The following is a 16,747-nucleotide window of genomic DNA, read 5'->3' as shown; positions in this document are numbered from 1 at the left end:
GATGAGCGAGGAGAGTCTTCCGGCGGACGCCCTGCCGGAGTACGCGGAGCGAGTCCTTGAGGTCGCCGAGCTGATCCCGCCCGGCCGCGTCATGACGTACGGGGACGTCGCCGAGTGGCTCGAGGAAGGGGGGCCGCGCCAGGTCGGCCGTGTGATGGCCCTCTACGGAGGAGCCGTCCCGTGGTGGCGCGTCATACGCGCGGACGGCGTGCTGCTCCCGGGGCACGAACTGCAGGCCCTCGGCCACTACCAGGCGGAGGGCACACCCCTGAAGGAGGCGAGCAGGGCCTCCGAAGGCCACCTGCCGCGCGTCGACATGAAGCGAGCGCGGTGGGACGGCGAGCAGCGCGCGGAACGTCACACTTGACAGCTTCCGCCATCGGACGCCCGAAAGGGGGATCAGCGGCCCGTACGGGGGAAACTGGGCACGTCCGTGGCATGGCGTACGTTCGTGATGCGGGGGACAGAAGCGTTCTGAGGGATGGGAGGGAAGAAGCGGAAGCCCTCCTTCCGCTGTCCTCGCGGGCGTAGCGTCAACGGCGCGCATCCCCCTCACCACGCGGCCACCGCCGCCCACGCGCGGCGGTAAGCCAACCAGCACACCCACCAGGACCGGCGAACCACGTGAGCTCCTCTTTCTCCACCAGGCGCCTGTCGCACCACCAGGGGCGACAGGGGAACCGTGGCGCTTACCGACTGGTGCGTACCCCGCCGGTCCGGGTGGATCCCCCTCTTTTGGACGCAGCTCAGCGGTCAGTGGTTGACCACAAGGGGGGCCCGCTGCTCGTCCTCGCAGGTCCGGGCACCGGCAAGACGACGACACTCGTGGAGTCGGTGGCGGCCCGGATCGGGCGCGGTACGGACCCCGAGCGGATCCTGGTGCTGACGTTCAGCCGCAAGGCCGCCGTGGAGCTGCGCGACCGCATGGCGCTGCGCATAGGGGCGGCCGGCGCGCCCCAGGCGACCACGTTCCACTCCTTCTGCTACGCCCTGGTCCGCGCCCACCAGGACAGCAACCTCTTCGTGGAGCCGCTGCGGCTGCTCTCCGGCCCCGAACAGGACGTGGCCGTGCGTGAACTCCTCGCGGGCCAGCCCGACCTGGAGCGGCTCGGCCTCGCCCATGTGCGCTGGCCGGACGAGCTGCGCGCCTGCCTGACGACGCGCGGCTTCGCCGACGAGGTTCGCGCGGTGCTGGCCCGCAGCCGTGAACTGGGGCTCGGTCCGGACGCGCTGGACTCGTTCGCCTCCCGCATCGGCCGTCCCGACTGGCGCGCCGCGGCCGCCTTCCTCGCCGAGTATCTCGACGTTCTCGATATGCAAGGAGTGCTCGATTACGCGGAACTGGTGCACCGCGCGGTGCTGCTCGCCCGCCGTCCCGAGGTTGCCGCGCGGCTCGTCGCGCAGTACGACGCGGTCTTCGTCGACGAGTACCAGGACACCGATCCGGCGCAGGTACGGCTGCTGCACGGACTCGCGGGCGGCGGAAACACCCTTGTAGCCTTCGGCGACCCCGACCAGTCGATCTACGCGTTCCGGGGCGCCGATGTGAACGGCATTCTGGAGTTCCCGGAGGCCTTCCCGCGCGCGGACGGCACTCCGGCGCCCGTCGAGGTCCTGAGGACGTCACGCCGGTCGGGCGCCGGACTGCTGGCCGCCACCCGGCTGCTGACCCGGCGCATGCCTCTGACTCGCCTCCCGGCGGAGAAGGTCCGCGCCCACCGGGAGCTGACTCCCGTACAGGACGATGGCTGCGTCGAGGCCTACACGTACCCGACCTCCGGCACGGAGCTGGACAACATCGCGGACATCCTCCGCCGCGCCCACCTGGAGGACGGCGTCCCCTGGAGCGAGATGGCCGTCCTGGTACGCGCCGGGCACCGCACCATCCCGACCGTCCGCCGCACCCTCACCGCGGCCGGCGTCCCCCTCGACATAGACGGCGACGACCTTCCCCTGCGCCATGAACCGGCGGTGGCACCCCTGTTGACGGCTCTCAAGGCGGTGGCCGAGGCGGCACTCCGGGATGCAGCGGGGGCAGCCGAGCGGGCCGGAGCCGGGGCCGGGGCGGGTGCCGACAGAGAGGGGTCGGCTGAGGGAAGTGCCGAGTCCGCGCGCGCGGACACCGTCACCCCTGCTCCCACCGACGATGCCGCCGAGCCCGAGGCCGTCGTCGTTCCGGAAGCACCCTGGCTCGACACCGAGACCGCGCTCACCCTCCTCGCCTCCCCGCTGGCCGGCATGGACGCCGCCGATCTGCGCCGCCTGGGCCGTGCTCTGCGCGAGGAGGAGCGTGCCGGGGGCAATCTCGTCCCGCCGCCCTCGGACGAGTTGCTGGCACGGGCGCTGGCCGAGCCGGAGCGGCTGGTCGCACACGACCCCTCGTACGCGCGCGGAGCCCAACGTCTGGGCGCGTTGCTGCGCAAGGCCCGTGAGCGCCTCGCCGGCGGCGGCACCGCCGAGGAGGCGCTCTGGGAGCTGTGGGACGGCACACCGTGGCCTCAGCGCCTGGAGCGGGCCGCCCGGCGCGGCGGCGCGGCCGGCCGCAACGCGGACCGCGACCTCGACGCCGTGTGCGCGCTGTTCGCGACGGCGGCCCGCGCCGAGGAACGCACAGGTGGCCGTGGCGCCCTCAACTTCCTCGAGGAGATCGAGGCCGAGGACATCGCCGCCGACACGCTCACCCGCAGGGCCGTACGCCCCGAGGCCGTACGCCTGATGACGGCACACCGCTCCAAGGGCCTTGAATGGCGCCTGGTCGTCGTCGCGGGCGTCCAGGAGGGCCTGTGGCCGGACCTGCGCCGCAGAGGCTCCCTTCTGGAGGCCGACCGCATCGGACGCGACGGCCTCGCCGAACCGCTCACCCCAGGGGCGCTGCTCTCCGAAGAACGCCGTTTGTTCTACGTGGCCGCCACGCGCGCGCGTGAACGTCTCGTCGTCACCGCCGTGAAGGCCCCCGCCGACGACGGAGACCAGCCGTCCCGCTTCCTCACCGAACTCGGCGTCGAACCCAAGGACGTCACCGGCCGCCCCCGCCGCCCCCTGTCCGTCGCCGCCCTCGTCGCCGAACTGCGCGCCACGATCGTCGACCCCCGCGTCTCGGACACCCTCAGGGAGGCCGCCGCCCGCCGCCTGGCCCGGCTCGCCGCGCTCGGCGACGAGGACGGCCGCCCTCTCGTGCCGTCCGCGCACCCCTACCGCTGGTGGGGCATGTACGAGCCGACCGAGAGCAAGGTTCCGCTGCGCGACCGCGACCAGCCCGTCGTGCTCTCCGGGAGCGCACTCGACCAACTCGCCAACACCTGCGCCCTCCAGTGGTTCCTCGGCCGCGAGGTGAAGGCCGACGCCCCCGCGACCGCCGCCCAGGGCTTCGGCAATGTGGTGCACGTGCTGGCCGACGAGGTCGCCTCCGGACGCAGTCCCGCCGACCTCGCCGTCCTCATGGAGCGCCTCGACTCCGTGTGGAACGCGCTCGCCTTCGACGCCCCCTGGAAGTCGGCGCAGGAGAAGGAGCACGCACGCGTGGCGCTCGAACGCTTCCTGAAGTGGCATGTGCTGGACCGTGCGGGCCGTACGCCGGTGGCCAGCGAGCACGACTTCGACGTCACCCTCGAAGCGGGCTCCTACGAAGTACGCATCCGCGGCTCCATGGACCGCGTCGAGCGGGACACCGAAGGCCGCGCCTACGTAGTCGACTTCAAGACCGGCAAACAGGCACCGACCGCCGCCGACGTGGCCCACCACCCCCAACTCGCCGTCTACCAGCTCGCCGTACGCGAGGGCGCCGTCGACGAGGCCTTCGAAGGCGAGCGCCCCGACCCGGGCGGCGCCGAACTCGTCCAGCTCCGCCAGGGCGCCCCCAGGAAGGACGGCGGCGAGACCCTGCCGAAGGTGCAGGCCCAAGAGCCCCTCTCCGGGGAGTGGATCGGCGACCTCCTTGCCACCGCCGCGGGCAAGGTCCTCGACGAGCGGTTCACCCCGAGCACAGGACAGCACTGCACACACTGCGCGTTCCGGGCGTCGTGCAGCGCACAACCCGAGGGACGCCACGTGGTCGAGTGACCCTGCACCGGGGTGCCGCGTCGTCAAGAGATGTCGGAAGTGACGTACCGCACCACGTGTGCTGACCAGCGCATCTTCCGGCCCGGCGGCTGTGGCGGCCCCCGCTGTCAGTGAGCGCGGCTAGCCTCGCTGAGGTGCCCGCCAGTATCACCGATCCCGAACAGCTCAAGGAGCTCCTCGGCATCCCGTTCACCCCGGAGCAGACGGCCTGCATCACCGCACCGCCCGCCCCGCAGGTGATCGTGGCCGGAGCCGGCTCCGGCAAGACCACAGTGATGGCCGCCCGCGTGGTGTGGCTGGTCGGCACCGGGCAGGTCGCCCCCGAACAGATCCTTGGCCTGACGTTCACCAACAAGGCGGCCGGCGAACTCGCCGAGCGCGTACGCAAAGCCCTCATCAAGGCCGGCGTCACCGACCCCGAGGTCATCGACCCCGACAACCCGCCCGGCGAGCCCGCCATCTCCACGTACCACGCCTTCGCGGGCCGCCTCCTGACCGACCACGGTCTGCGCATCGGGCTCGAACCCACCGCACGCCTCCTGGCCGACGCCACCCGCTACCAGCTCGCCGCCCGAGTTCTGCGCGAGGCCCCTGGGCCCTACCCCGCGCTCACCCGCTCCTTCCCCGACCTGGTCAGCGACCTCCTCACCCTCGACTCCGAACTCGCCGAACACCTCGTACGCCCCGAGGAACTGCGCGCGTACGACGCCACGTTGCTGCGCGACCTGGAGAGCGCCAAGCTCACCAACGCCGACCTGCGCAAGGTCCCGGAGACGGCCGCCGCGCGCCGTGAACTGGCCGAACTGGTGGGCCACTACAGGGCGGCCAAGCGTGAGCGGGACCTCCTCGACTTCGGAGACCAGATCGCCCTCTCCGCGACGCTCGCCCGCACCCGGCCCGAGGTCGGCGACATCATGCGCGACGAGTTCCGGGTGGTCCTGCTCGACGAGTACCAGGACACGTCCGTCGCCCAACGCATCCTCCTGGCAGGCCTGTTCGGCGGCGGCACCGGCCACCCAGTGACCGCCGTCGGCGACCCCTGCCAGGCGATCTACGGCTGGCGCGGCGCCTCCGTCGCCAACCTCGACGACTTCCCCGAGCACTTCGCGCACACCGACGGCCGCCCCGCCACCCGCCAGGCGCTCAGCGAGAACCGCCGCAGCGGCGGCCGGCTCCTCACCCTCGCCAACGGTCTCGCGGAGCCCCTGCGCGCCCGGCACGCGGGCGTGGAGGCCCTCCGCCCGGCCCCCGGTGCCGAACGCGACGGCATGGTGCGCTGCGCGCTGCTGCGCACCCACGCCGAGGAACTGGACTGGCTCGCCGACTCCATCGCCCATCTCGTACGCACCGGAAAGGCGCCCGGCGAGATCGCCGTCCTGTGCCGCACCGCGACCGACTTCGCCGAGATCCAGGGCGCGCTCGTCGCCCGCGACATCCCCGTCGAAGTCGTCGGTCTCTCCGGGCTGCTGCACCTCCCGGAAGTCGCCGACCTCGTCGCCGTCTGCGAAGTCCTCCAGGACCCGGGCGCCAACGCCTCCCTGGTCCGCCTGCTCACCGGCCCGCGCTGGCGCATCGGCGCCCGCGACCTCGCCCTCCTGGGACGCCGCGCACGGCTCCTCGTGTCCCACGCACGCGTGGGCGCCGACGACGACCCGGACCGCCGGCTCGCCGCGGCCGTCGAAGGGGTCGACCCGGCCGAGGTGATCTCGCTCGCGGACGCGCTCGACACCTTCCTGGAGACGCCGTTGGGAGGCGACGGGGACGACGACGGGCTGCCCTTCTCGCCGGACGCGCGCGTACGGTTCGCACGGCTCGCCGCCGAACTGCGCGACCTGCGCCGCTCGCTCTCCGACCCGCTGATGGACGTCCTGCACCGAGTCCTCGCCACGACCGGCCTGGAGGTGGAGCTCTCCGCGTCCCCGCACGCCCTGGCCGCCCGCCGCCGCGAAACCCTGTCCAACTTCCTCGACATCGCCGCGTCCTTCGCCGCCAACGACGGCGAGGCCACCCTCCTCGCCTTCCTGGGCTTCCTGCGCACAGCCGCCCAGTACGAGAAGGGCCTCGACAACGCCCTGCCGGGCGGCGAGAACACCGTCAAGGTGCTCACCGCCCACAAGTCCAAGGGCCTGGAGTGGGACGTCGTCGCGGTCCCCGGACTGGTCACCGGCACGTTCCCCAGCACCCAGGGTCGCGAGAAGTGGACCGCCCAGGGCAAGGTCCTGCCCCACGAACTGCGCGGCGACGCCGACACACTGCCCGACATCGAAGCGTGGGACTCCAGGAACATGAAGGCCTTCCACGAGGCCATGAAGGACCACCAGCACACCGAGGAACTCCGCCTCGGCTACGTCACGTTCACCCGACCCCGCTCCCTGCTCCTCGGCTCCGGTCACTGGTGGGGCCCCTCCCAGAAGAAGCCACGCGGACCCTCCGACTTCCTGCAGGCCCTGTACGAGCACTGCGAGGCCGGACACGGTGAGATCGAAGCCTGGGCGGACGAACCCGAGGAGGGCGAGGAGAACCCGGCGCTTCACGAGGCCACCGGCGACCACGCGTGGCCCCTCCCGCTGGACGACGCGGCGCTGGCCCGCCGACGAGCAGCCGCGGCAACGGTGCTGGCCCACCTGGAGTCCGAGCACTCCCACGAGGCGGCTCACTCGTCGGCTCACGACGTCCACGCCCCGTACGACGATCCGGACTGGCCGCCTCCGCCCGAGGAGGACGAACCCCCTTACGGGGACGGTGACTTCGCCGACGAAGCTCCGTACGCGGACGAGGCCTTCCATGAAGAGGCCGGTTTCGCCGACGGGCCATATGGAGAAGCCGACTTCGCGGACGGGCTGTACGGAGAGGCCGAATTCGCGGACGAGTCCCCGGCCCTCCCGGAGCCATGGCCCCGGAACCGGCCGAGGATCCCGCGCCCCGCTCCCGCCCCGGACGCCCGCCCGCACCCACGTGACACCGCGCCCCTCACCCCCGAGGAAGCCCGCACCATCGCCTCCTGGGACCGCGATCTGGACGCTCTCACCGGAGAACTCCTGCGTGCCCGCGAGAGCGTCAAGGACGTACCCCTGCCGATCTCCCTGACCGCGTCCCAGATGCTGAGCCTGGCCGCCGACCCGGACGCCTTCGCACAGGAGCTCGCGCGCCCCATGCCGCGCCCCCCACAGCGCGCCGCACGCCGCGGCACCCGCTTCCACGCCTGGGTGGAGACCCGCTTCGAAGAGCTGCGGCTGCCCATGCTGGAGCCGGAGGAACTGCCCGGCAGCGAGGCCGAGATCGCGGACGAACGCGACTTGGAGGCACTCAAGGACGCCTTCGAACGCACCCCGTACGCCCACCGTACGCCCTACCGCGTGGAAGCCCCCTTCCAGCTCGAGATCGCCGGACGAGTCGTACGAGGCCGCATCGACGCCGTCTACAAGGAGAGCGACGGCGACGGGGCGACGTACGAGATCGTCGACTGGAAGACCAGCCGCAGCCGCACCGCCGACCCCCTTCAGCTCGCCCTCTACCGGCTCGCCTGGGCCGAGCAGAACGGCGTGCCCCTGGAGTCCGTCAAGGCCGCATTCCTCTACGTACGCGGCGGCGAGATCGTACGGCCCGAGAATCTGCCGGACCGGGCCGCACTGGAGCGGCTGCTCCTGGAGGAGCCGTCCTCGGGCGAACCGCCGGACCAGCATGTCGGTGCGGGCCGATAGGCTCGTGAGCATGAGCAAGACTTCGGACAGCGCCGTCCGCCCGTACATCGAGAATCACCGCGCCGCCTTCCTCGGCGCCCCCACCGAGTGGCCGCGCATCCCGTCCGTGCCGGCCCGGCCCGAGCGCACGGCGGACATACGGCGCAGCGCCGACCGGCTTGCCGCGAAACCCCGGGAGACCGGCTTCCCGACCGCCGAGGGCGGTGCGGGCCCCGCCGCGGACGTGGCGACCTAGCGGACAACGCGCGCGATGCACACTGAAAGAGCCCGCCGAACGCCGCCGAGTCCTGCCGCACGTCCCACTGAAATACCCGTTCCACCGGGGGAGTTGGAAGCACCCGTGACCACCTGGACCGATCACACCGCCGACCGTCCCATCTCGCTCACCGCCCCGAGCGGCATCGACCGGGCCGCCCACCACCGGCTCGACGAGGCCTGGCTCGCCGCGGCGTGGAGCCACCCCACAACCCGCGCGTTCGTGGTCTCCGGCGGCCAGGTCCTCATCGACGAGACGGAGGACGGCACCACCGAACTCGTCATGACCCCCTCCTTCGAAGCACCCCTCACCGAGGCACACCGCTACTTCCTGGGTACCGACGACGACGGCGTCAGCTACTTCGCACTCCAGAAGGACGCGCTCCCCGGCCGCATGGACCAGTCCGCACGCGCCGCGGGACTGCGTGAGGCAGGCCTGCTCCTGTCGCCCCGTGACACGGGACTCATGGTGCACGCCGTCGCCCTGGAGAACTGGCAGCGCCTGCACCGCTTCTGCTCCCGCTGCGGCGAACGCACCGTGATCGCAGCGGCCGGCCACATCCGCCGCTGCCCCGCCTGCGGCGCCGAGCACTACCCACGCACCGACCCGGCCGTGATCATGGCCGTCACGGACGACGACGACCGCATCCTGCTCGGCCGCCAAGTGCACTGGCCCGAGGGACGGTTCTCCACCCTCGCCGGATTCGTCGAGCCCGGCGAGTCCATCGAGCAGTCGGTACGCCGCGAGGTCCTGGAGGAGGCCGGCATCACCGTCGGGGAGGTCGAGTACATCGCCAGCCAGCCCTGGCCCTTCCCCTCCAGCCTCATGCTGGGCTTCATGGCCCGCGCCACCTCGGCGCACATCGACGTCGACGGCGACGAGATCCACGAAGCCCGCTGGTTCTCCCGCGAAGAGCTACGGGCCGCCTTCGAGTCCGGGGAGGTGCTTCCTCCCTACGGCATCTCGATTGCGGCCCGCCTGATCGAACTCTGGTACGGCAAGCCCCTGCCGAAACCGGGCACGGCTCTTTAGAGAGCTCAGGCCCCTATCTTCTGCTTGACCTGCGCCAGCGAAGGGTTCGTGAGGGTCGAACCGTCAGGGAACAGAACGGTGGGAACCGTCTGATTGCCCCCGTTCGCCTTCTCCACGAACGCCGCCGACTCCGGGTCCTGCTCGATGTTGATTTCCTCGTACGTGATGCCCTCGCGGTCCATCTGGCCCTTCAACCGACGGCAGTAGCCACACCACGTGGTGCTGTACATCGTCACAGTGCCCGGCATATGTCTCGCGCTCCTTTGCTGCTGAGGGTGCGTATTCGCAGAGAGTGGAACGTACGTGACCGTTCCACCATTCCCGTACGCCGCCGGTGCGGGGCCCGGAGGCCGACGCAGCGCCTGCCGCATTAGTACGACTGCGAGCATTTGCCTGTGGACAACCGGCGCACCGGTCACCGCCGAACTGGCAGCATGGCGGGGTGACAGCAGCAACGCACTCCACCCTCTTCCCGCAGGGCTCCGGCAGCTCGCAGTACCCGGCCCCGCCGGGCGGGGCCGACGCGGTGCTCGAAGGCCTCGACCCCGAGCAGCGCGAAGTCGCCACCGCCCTGCGCGGGCCGGTGTGCGTACTGGCAGGAGCCGGCACGGGCAAAACCCGGGCGATCACCCACCGCATCGCCTACGGAGTGCGCGCCGGAATTCTCCAGCCCTCCAGCGTGCTGGCCGTCACCTTCACCAACCGCGCCGCCGGCGAGATGCGCGGCCGCCTCCGCCAGCTCGGCGCCTCCGGAGTCCAGGCACGCACGTTCCACTCCGCCGCCCTGCGCCAACTTCAGTACTTCTGGCCCAAGGCGGTCGGTGGCAGCCTGCCGCGGCTCGTCGACCGGAAGATACAGCTCGTCGCCGACGCCGCAGCGGCTTGCGGGATCCGCCTGGACCGGGGCGAACTGCGCGATGTCACAGCCGAGATCGAATGGTGCAAGGTCACCCGGACCGTCCCCGCCGACTACGCGGCGATGGCCGCCAAGACCGGCCGGGAAGCCCCCCGCCACCCGGGCGAGATCACCCAGCTCTACGCCGCGTACGAGGACGTCAAAAGCGACCGCGGTGTCATCGACTTCGAAGACGTCCTGCTGCTGACCGTCGGCATCCTCCAGGACCGGCACGACATCGCCGATGCGGTCCGCGCCCAATACCAGCACTTCGTGGTCGACGAGTACCAGGACGTCAGCCCCCTCCAGCAGCGACTCCTGGAACTGTGGCTCGGCGAGCGCGACAGTCTCTGCGTCGTCGGCGACGCCAGCCAGACGATCTACTCCTTCACCGGTGCAACCCCCGACCACCTACTCGACTTCCGCACCCGCCACCCCGGCGCAACGGTCGTCAAGCTGGTCCGCGACTACCGCTCCTCGCCCCAGGTCGTCCACCTCGCCAACGGCCTGCTTGCCCAGGCCCGCGGCCGCGCCGCCGAGCACCGTCTGGAGCTGATCTCCCAGCGCGACTCGGGCCCCGAGCCGGTCTACACCGAGTACACCGACGAGCCCGCCGAGGCCGAGGGCGCCGCCCGCCGTATCCGTGACCTCATCGCCTCCGGCGTTCCCGCGAGCGAGATCGCCATCCTCTTTCGTACGAACGCCCAGTCCGAGATCTATGAACAGGCCCTCGCCGACGCCGGGGTGCCCTACCAACTGCGCGGCGCCGAGCGGTTCTTCGACCGCCCGGAGGTGAAGAGGGCCATCCACGGTCTGCGTGCGGCAGGCCGCTTCGGGGGCAACGACTCCCTCCTGGACGACGTCGTGGACCTGCCCGCGCAGGTACGAGCCGTCCTGTCGAGCGAGGGCTGGACCAGCGAGCCGCCCGCCGGATCCGGCGCGGTCCGTGAGCGCTGGGAGTCACTGGCCGCCCTGGTTCACCTTGCCCAGGACTTCGCCGCCGCCAAGCCCGACGCCACGCTCGGCGATCTCGTCGCGGAACTCGCCGAGCGTGCCGCCGCCCAGCACGCCCCGACCGTCCAGGGCGTGACTCTCGCCTCCCTCCACTCCGCCAAGGGCCTGGAGTGGGACGTCGTCCTTCTCGTCGGCGTCGCCGAAGGCATGATGCCGATCACCTACGCAAAGACCGAGGAACAGATCGAGGAGGAGCGCCGCCTTCTCTACGTCGGCGTCACCCGTGCCAGACAACACCTCTCCGTTTCCTGGGCGCTGTCCCGCTCGCCCGGAAGCCGTCCCAACCGCCGCCCCAGCCGTTTTCTCGACGGACTGCGCCCTGGCTCCACCGCCGCCCCGACCCGAGGCGGCGCAGGCGGCCCCGGCGGCATCGAGCGCGGTGTCGCCGGTGGTGTCGAGGGCGTGGTGCGGCGGGTGCCCCGTCAGCCCGCCCGCTGCCGGGTCTGCGGCCGCACCCTCACCGACGCCGGTGAGATGAAACTGATGCGCTGCGAGGACTGCCCCTCCGACATGGACGAGGGGCTGTACGAGCGGTTGCGCGACTGGCGAGCGGCCCAGGCGCAGCGCAGCGGACAACCGGACTTCTGCGTCTTCACGGACAAGACACTGATGGCCATCGCCGAAGCGGTACCGGCCACTCCGGCTGAACTGGCCCGCATCCCGGGCGTCCTCAACCGCAAGCTCAACCGCTACGGAACCGAAGTTCTTGCCATCTGTGCAGGTCAGGAGCTTGAAGAGGGAAACGATGAGGACTGACGCAAACTCGTCGAGAAAATAGTTTGCGCATGCCCCAGGAATCCCCATAGGTTCTTAAGCACGGAAGCGGCGGCCTTCTCCAAGGCCCTGGTTCCGTGCTGTACTTAATAACCGTCGGACTGGCTCACCCCGGTCCCCCAAGACGCCGAGAGGAGGCGATTCCAGTGATCAGCATCAACACCAGCTCCATCAGCACCGTCAAATTGACCGATCGCTCGGTCGTCTCCACGTGCCTGCTCGGCGTCTCGAACCTGGGCACCGGTCTGTCCGGCATTCCTGCTGTCCGGCCGGCGTCCTCCGTGTCTCTCGCGGTCCTTCCTGTCCGTGAGCGCAATGAGCGACCGATGAAGGCACTGGAAGCAGTAGGGGCACAGGCGCAGGCCTATGCCTTTGCGGCCGCCGGTGCCGGAGCCGCCAAGCAGACGCACCACACGATGTGGGCCTTCCGTGGGCCTGAACCCTGGAGTGATCCAGCCTGATCGGCGATCAGGCCGGCGCCTTCAGGGCCGCGGAACCCCACCCGGGATCCGCGGCCCTTCTGTTTGTCCCCGACCAGGGACGACAGAGCGAAGGGGCCTCGGGACAAGAAAAGAACCCGGTACCAGCCGCCAACCGGCCAACCGGCCGGCACGACCAGACGAGGAAGACGAACCGTGCAACTCGAAGCGCACGCCCCGTCCGTACCGCCTTCCGAAACGATCCCCCCGCCCGGCCTCACGGAGGACTCCACCTTGATCCCGCTCACTGCGCTCACCGCGCTCGACGACGCCATCGAGAACCTCGGCGTGCCCGTCCCCTGCCGCTCCAACGACCCGGAGGTCTTCTTCGCCGAGTCGCCGGCAGATGTCGAGTACGCCAAGTCCCTCTGCCGCACCTGCCCGCTGATCGAGGCCTGCCTCGCAGGCGCCAAGGAGCGGCGTGAGCCCTGGGGCGTCTGGGGTGGCGAGCTCTTCGTCCAGGGTGTCGTTGTCGCCCGGAAGCGGCCGCGTGGTCGCCCGCGCAAGAACCCGGTCGCGGCATGACCACCACAGGAACGATCGATCGCCCCCTGACGCACGACCCCAAGGATCAGGCCCCGATGAAGCCGTCCAACAGCGAGCCCGCCGGCTCCGCGACTCCAGACTTCACCACCACCGGCGCGAACGACTCGCGTCAGAACAGGACCCGTGAGATGCAACTCATCCAAGAAGCCCTGGCTCGTGCGCATATGCACGAGCGGCAGCGCGCCGCCGAGGCCGAGCGCCAGGCGATCCGCCTGGTGACGGCCCGCCGGATGCAGCGCCGCGCCGAGCGCGCGTCGCTGCGCGCTCGCCGCGCCCTGGCCATGGCGGTCATGCAGTAAGGCCGCATCGCCGCAACAGCCGCAATGGCCTTGGTGTCGGCAACGGCAGTTGAAGCAAACCTCTGATCGCGGGGGCTGGTCCGAACGGACTGGCCCCCGCGGTGCGTTGTACCTCCGGGGGCCCCACCCCCCCCGCCCCCGTCGGACCCCGGCTTACGCACGTACGCGCTCAAGCCCCCGCCCGGACCTCACGCCTCGGCCGCCGACTCCCCCTCCTCCAGGGCCGTTTCGTCCTCCGGGAGAAACCCCGGCAGCCACTCCTCGAGTTCCTCTCGGAGCCGTACCGTGGCGCCCAGTTGGCACAGCACGCCGATGGTGCTCAATGTCACCCGGTGTATCAGCAGATACGCCGGAGGGAGGTTGAGCTGCTTGCCGAGCTGGTACGCGGGGGAGCGGGGGTCGCCGATTCGCGCCGCCTGGCTACGCATCCAGCCTCGGGTGAAGGTGAACTCGTCGACCTTGGCCGGCTCGATGATGGGGAGCAGGTAGTCTAGGACTGCCTCCGGGTCGAGCTCTATCGACTCCTTGACGAAGCCCTCCTCGCAGAGCAGTTCGTAGACCTGTTCGGCATCGCCGTCGAGGGTCATCCGCAGCGAGTCGCCGATCGTCGGCGGCAGGCCGCCCGGGAGGCGGTCCACCGTGCCGAAGTCCATTACGCCCAGGCGCCAGCCATCCATACCGTCCTTGCCGTCGGGGTCGCCGGACTCGTCGGGCAGGAGCCGGAAGTTGCCGGGGTGCGGGTCGGCGTGCAGGAGGCCGGTACGAGCCGGGCCGGAGAAGAGGAAGCGGGCGAGGAGCTGTCCTGCCCGGTCCCGCTGCTCCTGCGTACCGTCCGTGATCACCTCGGACAGAGGGATGCCGTCGATCCACTCGGTCACCAGCACCTGCTCGCACTGGTGGACCACAGCCGGCACCAGTACATCCGGGTCGTCCGCGAACTCCTCCGCGTGCGCCTGCTGGGCCTGTGCCTCCAGGCCGTAGTCGAGTTCCTCGGACACCCGGTCGCGCAGCTCAGCGATGAGCGGCTTGACATCCATCCCAGGAATCAGCGGCCCCAGAAGCCGGGCGAAACGGCTGAGTTGGTTCAGGTCGGAGAGCAGCGCCTCGCCCGCACCCGGGTACTGCACCTTGACGGCGACCTCCCGGCCGTCGTGCCACACCGCGCGGTGCACCTGTCCGATGGAGGCCGCCGCGGACGGCTTGTCCTCGAATTCCACGAACAGGTCGTGCCAGTCCTTGCCCAGCCGCTCCTCGAGCACGGTGTGCACCGTGCGTGTCGGCATCGGCGGTGCAGCCTCCTGAAGCTTCGTCAGTGCCGCGCGATACGGTCCCGCGACCTCCTCGGGCAGCGCCGACTCGAAGACGGACAGCGCCTGCCCGAACTTCATCGCGCCGCCCTTGAGCTCGCCGAGCACCTTGAACAGCTGCTCCGCCGTGCGCTGTTGCAGCTCGCGGCCCACGATCTCCGCCGACTTCCCGCCTATCCGTTTGCCGATGCCCCAGGTGGCCCGCCCGGCGAAGCCGAGCGGTAGGGCGGCGAGCTTGGCGGTCCGGGTGACCGCCTTCCGGGGAAGATCAGACATGCGCCCTCCAAGTACCGGACAGCCGAGTCGCTTGCGGCTGTTGCCCGGCCATTGTCTCGTGCGGCCTCTCGTCCTCCGAGGTCTGCTCCCCCTTAGCTTTCTCCGCAGTCCCGCACGAGCATGCGGGATGCGGCCACACGGGGCGTGCATGCCAGTCGAAACCGGGCACCGACGTCTCCCAACGAGCACCCGCGCTGGACGGCAACTCCCCGTCCAGAAAAGCGAGTGCGTGTCCCGCGGCCAGCCCGGCGACCGTGGCCGAGAGTGTCAGATCGCACGCCTGCACCTGACGAGGCTGTCCGGAGCGCCACTGTGCGACCAGGCGCGGCCAGCTCGGGTCGCGGTCGGTGCGGCCCCGGTCCAGGCAGCCCGCGCAGGCCGTGTCGCCGGGCAGGACAAGCGGGCCGACGACTCCTGTGCCCTCCACCACCCCGGCGTACAGATGCGGTGTCCCGGATGCGATCAGCGGCTCGGCGGTGGCCGGGTCGGGGGCGTGGGCGGCGAGGCCGTCCCGTGGCGCGAGGATCACCAGGGAGAGCCCCGGCTCCTGTTCGTCGGGAGGTGACTGTGCGCCGCCGCGCCGTGGTGGGCGGTTCGGTGCCGAACGGCGCACCGCCCGCCGCGCCGCCTCTTCCCTGCGCTCGCCGATCGAGCCGGCGGGCAGTCCGCCCGGTGCGACATCCCACGGCTCGACGCAACCGCCGTCGCGTACGTCGACATGGCCCACGCCCGCGCCTGCCAGCGCGCAGGCCATGGCCACACCCACCCGGCCCGCGCCCCACACCTGCACGCGCAGGGAACGGCGGGCCGCCAGCCGACGCATGCCCTCGCCCGGTCCGAGGGCGACCAGGGAGAGGGACGCGAGATCGGCCCGCAGCCGGTCCAAGGCCGCCTTCTTCTCGCGCAGGGCGTCCGCGTCCGGGCCGCCGCCCGTCGTGTCGTCCAGCAGTCCTGCTCGGGCCAGCCGCTCCACGAGCCCGTCGACATGGCCGTCGGGCAGACCCATGCGGTGCCCCTCGTCGCGCAGGAGAGGAAGCCCACGTGTCCCGTCGAGCAAGGTCAGGAAACTGCTCGTCGCCGTGTCCATCGGGCCGAGCATCATCGCGTGTGCCGGTGCCATCCCGAACTGCACGGTGTTCAGATCCCGCCAGGCGCGCCGAAGCGCGGGTTTCACCATCGGATGCATGACAGACCCCCGTACGTCCCCGTTGTGCCGGTGGTGCTCGTCCTGCTCCGCCGGTCGGATTGCCAGCATGCACGTCCCGGCTGTCGAGTGCCGAAAGTTATCCACAGGCTGGGTGCATTCGTCGTACAAACCAGGCGTACGGAGTATGGACAAACTGGGCGCGCAGAGCGCGGATCGGCATCGAACCGTCCCGGAGGCGGGACTTCCACCATGCGCAACAGGTACCGTCGGGGCGTGTCCGCCGACCCACTGAACCGCGGAAAACCACAGCGCAGCACGACGAGCGAGCCGCCGAGCGGCTCGGGGGCGAGCGCGATCGAGGTCCGCCGGAGCACTCGCCGACGCAGAACGGTCTCCGCGTATCGCGAGGGTGATCGTACCGTCGTACTGATCCCCGCCCGGATGTCCGAGGCGGAGGAGCAGCGTTGGGTGGGCGTCATGCTCGACAAGCTCGCCGCCCAGGAGAACAAACGGGTACTCGGCGACGCGGAGCTCTCCGAGCGTGCCGCCCGGCTCTCCGACCAGTACTTCGACGGCCTCGCCCGGCCCTCCTCGGTCCGCTGGGTCACCAACCAGAACACCCGCTGGGGCTCCTGCACCCCGGCCGAGGGCAGCATCCGCCTGTCGCACCGCTTGCAGGGCATGCCCGAATACGTCGTCGACTACGTCCTCGTCCACGAACTCGCGCACCTGCTCGTGCCCGGCCACGGGCCCCGCTTCTGGCAGCTCCTCGATGCCTATCCGCGTACCGAGCGGGCCCGCGGCTACCTCGAAGGGGTGGTCGCCGCCGACCGGCTGCCCCATCTGCCCGCCGCGCACGACGAGTGACAGGGGTCCGGCGGCGCGACTGTGCTGGTACGGGCCGGAAGCAGGGATTGTGTACCGGGTCTGTACCGGCTTCGTCCGCGGCCGGATTTTGCGGT

13 protein-coding genes are annotated in these 16,747 nt (G+C 70.9%); 10 read left to right on the top strand and 3 right to left on the bottom strand.

Going from position 1 to position 16,747, the window contains the following annotated elements; all coding sequences use genetic code 11:
• Nucleotide 1: 1 nt before the first annotated feature.
• The 5 genes from IEZ21_RS06135 to nudC all read left to right on the top strand — a co-directional run bounded on the left by IEZ21_RS06135 (nucleotide 2) and on the right by nudC (nucleotide 9,048).
• The gene (locus IEZ21_RS06135; protein WP_189320812.1) at nucleotides 2–367 is read left to right on the top strand and encodes an MGMT family protein; all 366 of its coding nucleotides are present in this window, start codon (nucleotides 2–4) and stop codon (nucleotides 365–367) included.
• Nucleotides 368–624: 257 nt separating this feature from the next.
• A complete protein-coding gene (locus IEZ21_RS06130) occupies nucleotides 625–4,059 on the top strand; it encodes an ATP-dependent helicase (RefSeq protein WP_189320811.1) in 3,435 nt (1,144 codons plus the stop codon).
• Nucleotides 4,060–4,193: 134 nt separating this feature from the next.
• The gene (locus IEZ21_RS06125; protein WP_189320810.1) at nucleotides 4,194–7,760 is read left to right on the top strand and encodes an ATP-dependent helicase; all 3,567 of its coding nucleotides are present in this window, start codon (nucleotides 4,194–4,196) and stop codon (nucleotides 7,758–7,760) included.
• 10 nt (nucleotides 7,761–7,770) lie between these two features.
• Entirely contained in the window at nucleotides 7,771–7,995 is a 225-nt protein-coding gene (locus IEZ21_RS06120) for a hypothetical protein (RefSeq protein ID WP_189320809.1), read from the top strand.
• 105 nt (nucleotides 7,996–8,100) lie between these two features.
• Complete coding sequence (nudC, locus tag IEZ21_RS06115) at nucleotides 8,101–9,048, top strand: NAD(+) diphosphatase (protein WP_189320808.1); 948 nt, start codon at nucleotides 8,101–8,103, stop codon at nucleotides 9,046–9,048.
• Nucleotides 9,049–9,053: 5 nt separating this feature from the next.
• On the opposite strand, the gene IEZ21_RS06110 is transcribed toward nudC, so the two are convergent.
• Nucleotides 9,054–9,296 carry a mycoredoxin gene (locus IEZ21_RS06110; RefSeq protein ID WP_189320807.1) on the bottom strand — a complete coding sequence of 81 codons (243 nt, stop codon included), beginning with the start codon at nucleotides 9,294–9,296 and terminating at the stop codon, nucleotides 9,054–9,056.
• Nucleotides 9,297–9,490: 194 nt separating this feature from the next.
• Here IEZ21_RS06110 and IEZ21_RS06105 point away from each other — a divergent pair, with 194 nt between their 5' ends.
• From IEZ21_RS06105 to IEZ21_RS06090, 4 genes are all read left to right on the top strand, one after another.
• Nucleotides 9,491–11,713 (top strand): ATP-dependent DNA helicase UvrD2, encoded by a 2,223-nt coding sequence (locus IEZ21_RS06105; RefSeq protein WP_373302176.1) that lies wholly within the window; start codon nucleotides 9,491–9,493, stop codon nucleotides 11,711–11,713.
• 164 nt (nucleotides 11,714–11,877) lie between these two features.
• Nucleotides 11,878–12,192, top strand: a complete 315-nt coding sequence (locus tag IEZ21_RS06100; protein WP_189320806.1) for a hypothetical protein — start codon at nucleotides 11,878–11,880, stop codon at nucleotides 12,190–12,192.
• A gap of 174 nt (nucleotides 12,193–12,366) precedes the next feature.
• The gene (locus tag IEZ21_RS06095; protein ID WP_033320002.1) at nucleotides 12,367–12,735 is read left to right on the top strand and encodes a WhiB family transcriptional regulator; all 369 of its coding nucleotides are present in this window, start codon (nucleotides 12,367–12,369) and stop codon (nucleotides 12,733–12,735) included.
• Complete coding sequence (locus tag IEZ21_RS06090) at nucleotides 12,732–13,055, top strand: putative WhiB-interacting protein (RefSeq protein WP_189320805.1); 324 nt, start codon at nucleotides 12,732–12,734, stop codon at nucleotides 13,053–13,055. The genes IEZ21_RS06095 and IEZ21_RS06090 overlap by 4 nt, the downstream gene beginning before the upstream one ends.
• A gap of 188 nt (nucleotides 13,056–13,243) precedes the next feature.
• Here IEZ21_RS06090 and IEZ21_RS06085 read toward each other — a convergent pair whose 3' ends face one another.
• Together IEZ21_RS06085 and IEZ21_RS06080 are read right to left on the bottom strand one after the other, a co-directional pair.
• Nucleotides 13,244–14,638, bottom strand: a complete 1,395-nt coding sequence (locus IEZ21_RS06085) for an ABC1 kinase family protein (protein ID WP_189320804.1) — start codon at nucleotides 14,636–14,638, stop codon at nucleotides 13,244–13,246.
• Complete coding sequence (locus IEZ21_RS06080) at nucleotides 14,631–15,824, bottom strand: TOMM precursor leader peptide-binding protein (RefSeq protein WP_189320948.1); 1,194 nt, start codon at nucleotides 15,822–15,824, stop codon at nucleotides 14,631–14,633. Before IEZ21_RS06080 ends, IEZ21_RS06085 begins: the two co-directional genes overlap by 8 nt.
• Before the next feature lie 234 nt (nucleotides 15,825–16,058).
• On the opposite strand from IEZ21_RS06080, the gene IEZ21_RS06075 reads away from it, so the two are divergent.
• Nucleotides 16,059–16,652 carry a M48 metallopeptidase family protein gene (locus IEZ21_RS06075; protein WP_189320803.1) on the top strand — a complete coding sequence of 198 codons (594 nt, stop codon included), beginning with the start codon at nucleotides 16,059–16,061 and terminating at the stop codon, nucleotides 16,650–16,652.
• Nucleotides 16,653–16,747: the final 95 nt, after the last annotated feature.

The organism is Streptomyces flaveus (genome assembly GCF_014647675.1).
GTDB lineage: Bacteria > Actinomycetota > Actinomycetes > Streptomycetales > Streptomycetaceae > Streptomyces > Streptomyces flaveus.
The sequence above is the reverse complement of the archived record's forward strand: the minus strand, read 5'-3'. Positions and strand labels throughout refer to the sequence as shown.

Bases quoted from the DNA above. Each gene is read 5' to 3' on its own strand.
- IEZ21_RS06135 (WP_189320812.1), top strand. From the start codon at position 2: ATGAGCGAGGAGAGTCTTCCGGCGGACGCCCTGCCGGAGTACGCGGAG.
- IEZ21_RS06120 (WP_189320809.1), top strand. From the start codon at position 7,771: ATGAGCAAGACTTCGGACAGCGCCGTCCGCCCGTACATCGAGAATCAC.
- IEZ21_RS06110 (WP_189320807.1), bottom strand. From the start codon at position 9,296: ATGCCGGGCACTGTGACGATGTACAGCACCACGTGGTGTGGCTACTGC.
- IEZ21_RS06090 (WP_189320805.1), top strand. From the start codon at position 12,732: ATGACCACCACAGGAACGATCGATCGCCCCCTGACGCACGACCCCAAG.
- IEZ21_RS06085 (WP_189320804.1), bottom strand. From the start codon at position 14,638: ATGTCTGATCTTCCCCGGAAGGCGGTCACCCGGACCGCCAAGCTCGCC.
- IEZ21_RS06080 (WP_189320948.1), bottom strand. From the start codon at position 15,824: ATGCATCCGATGGTGAAACCCGCGCTTCGGCGCGCCTGGCGGGATCTG.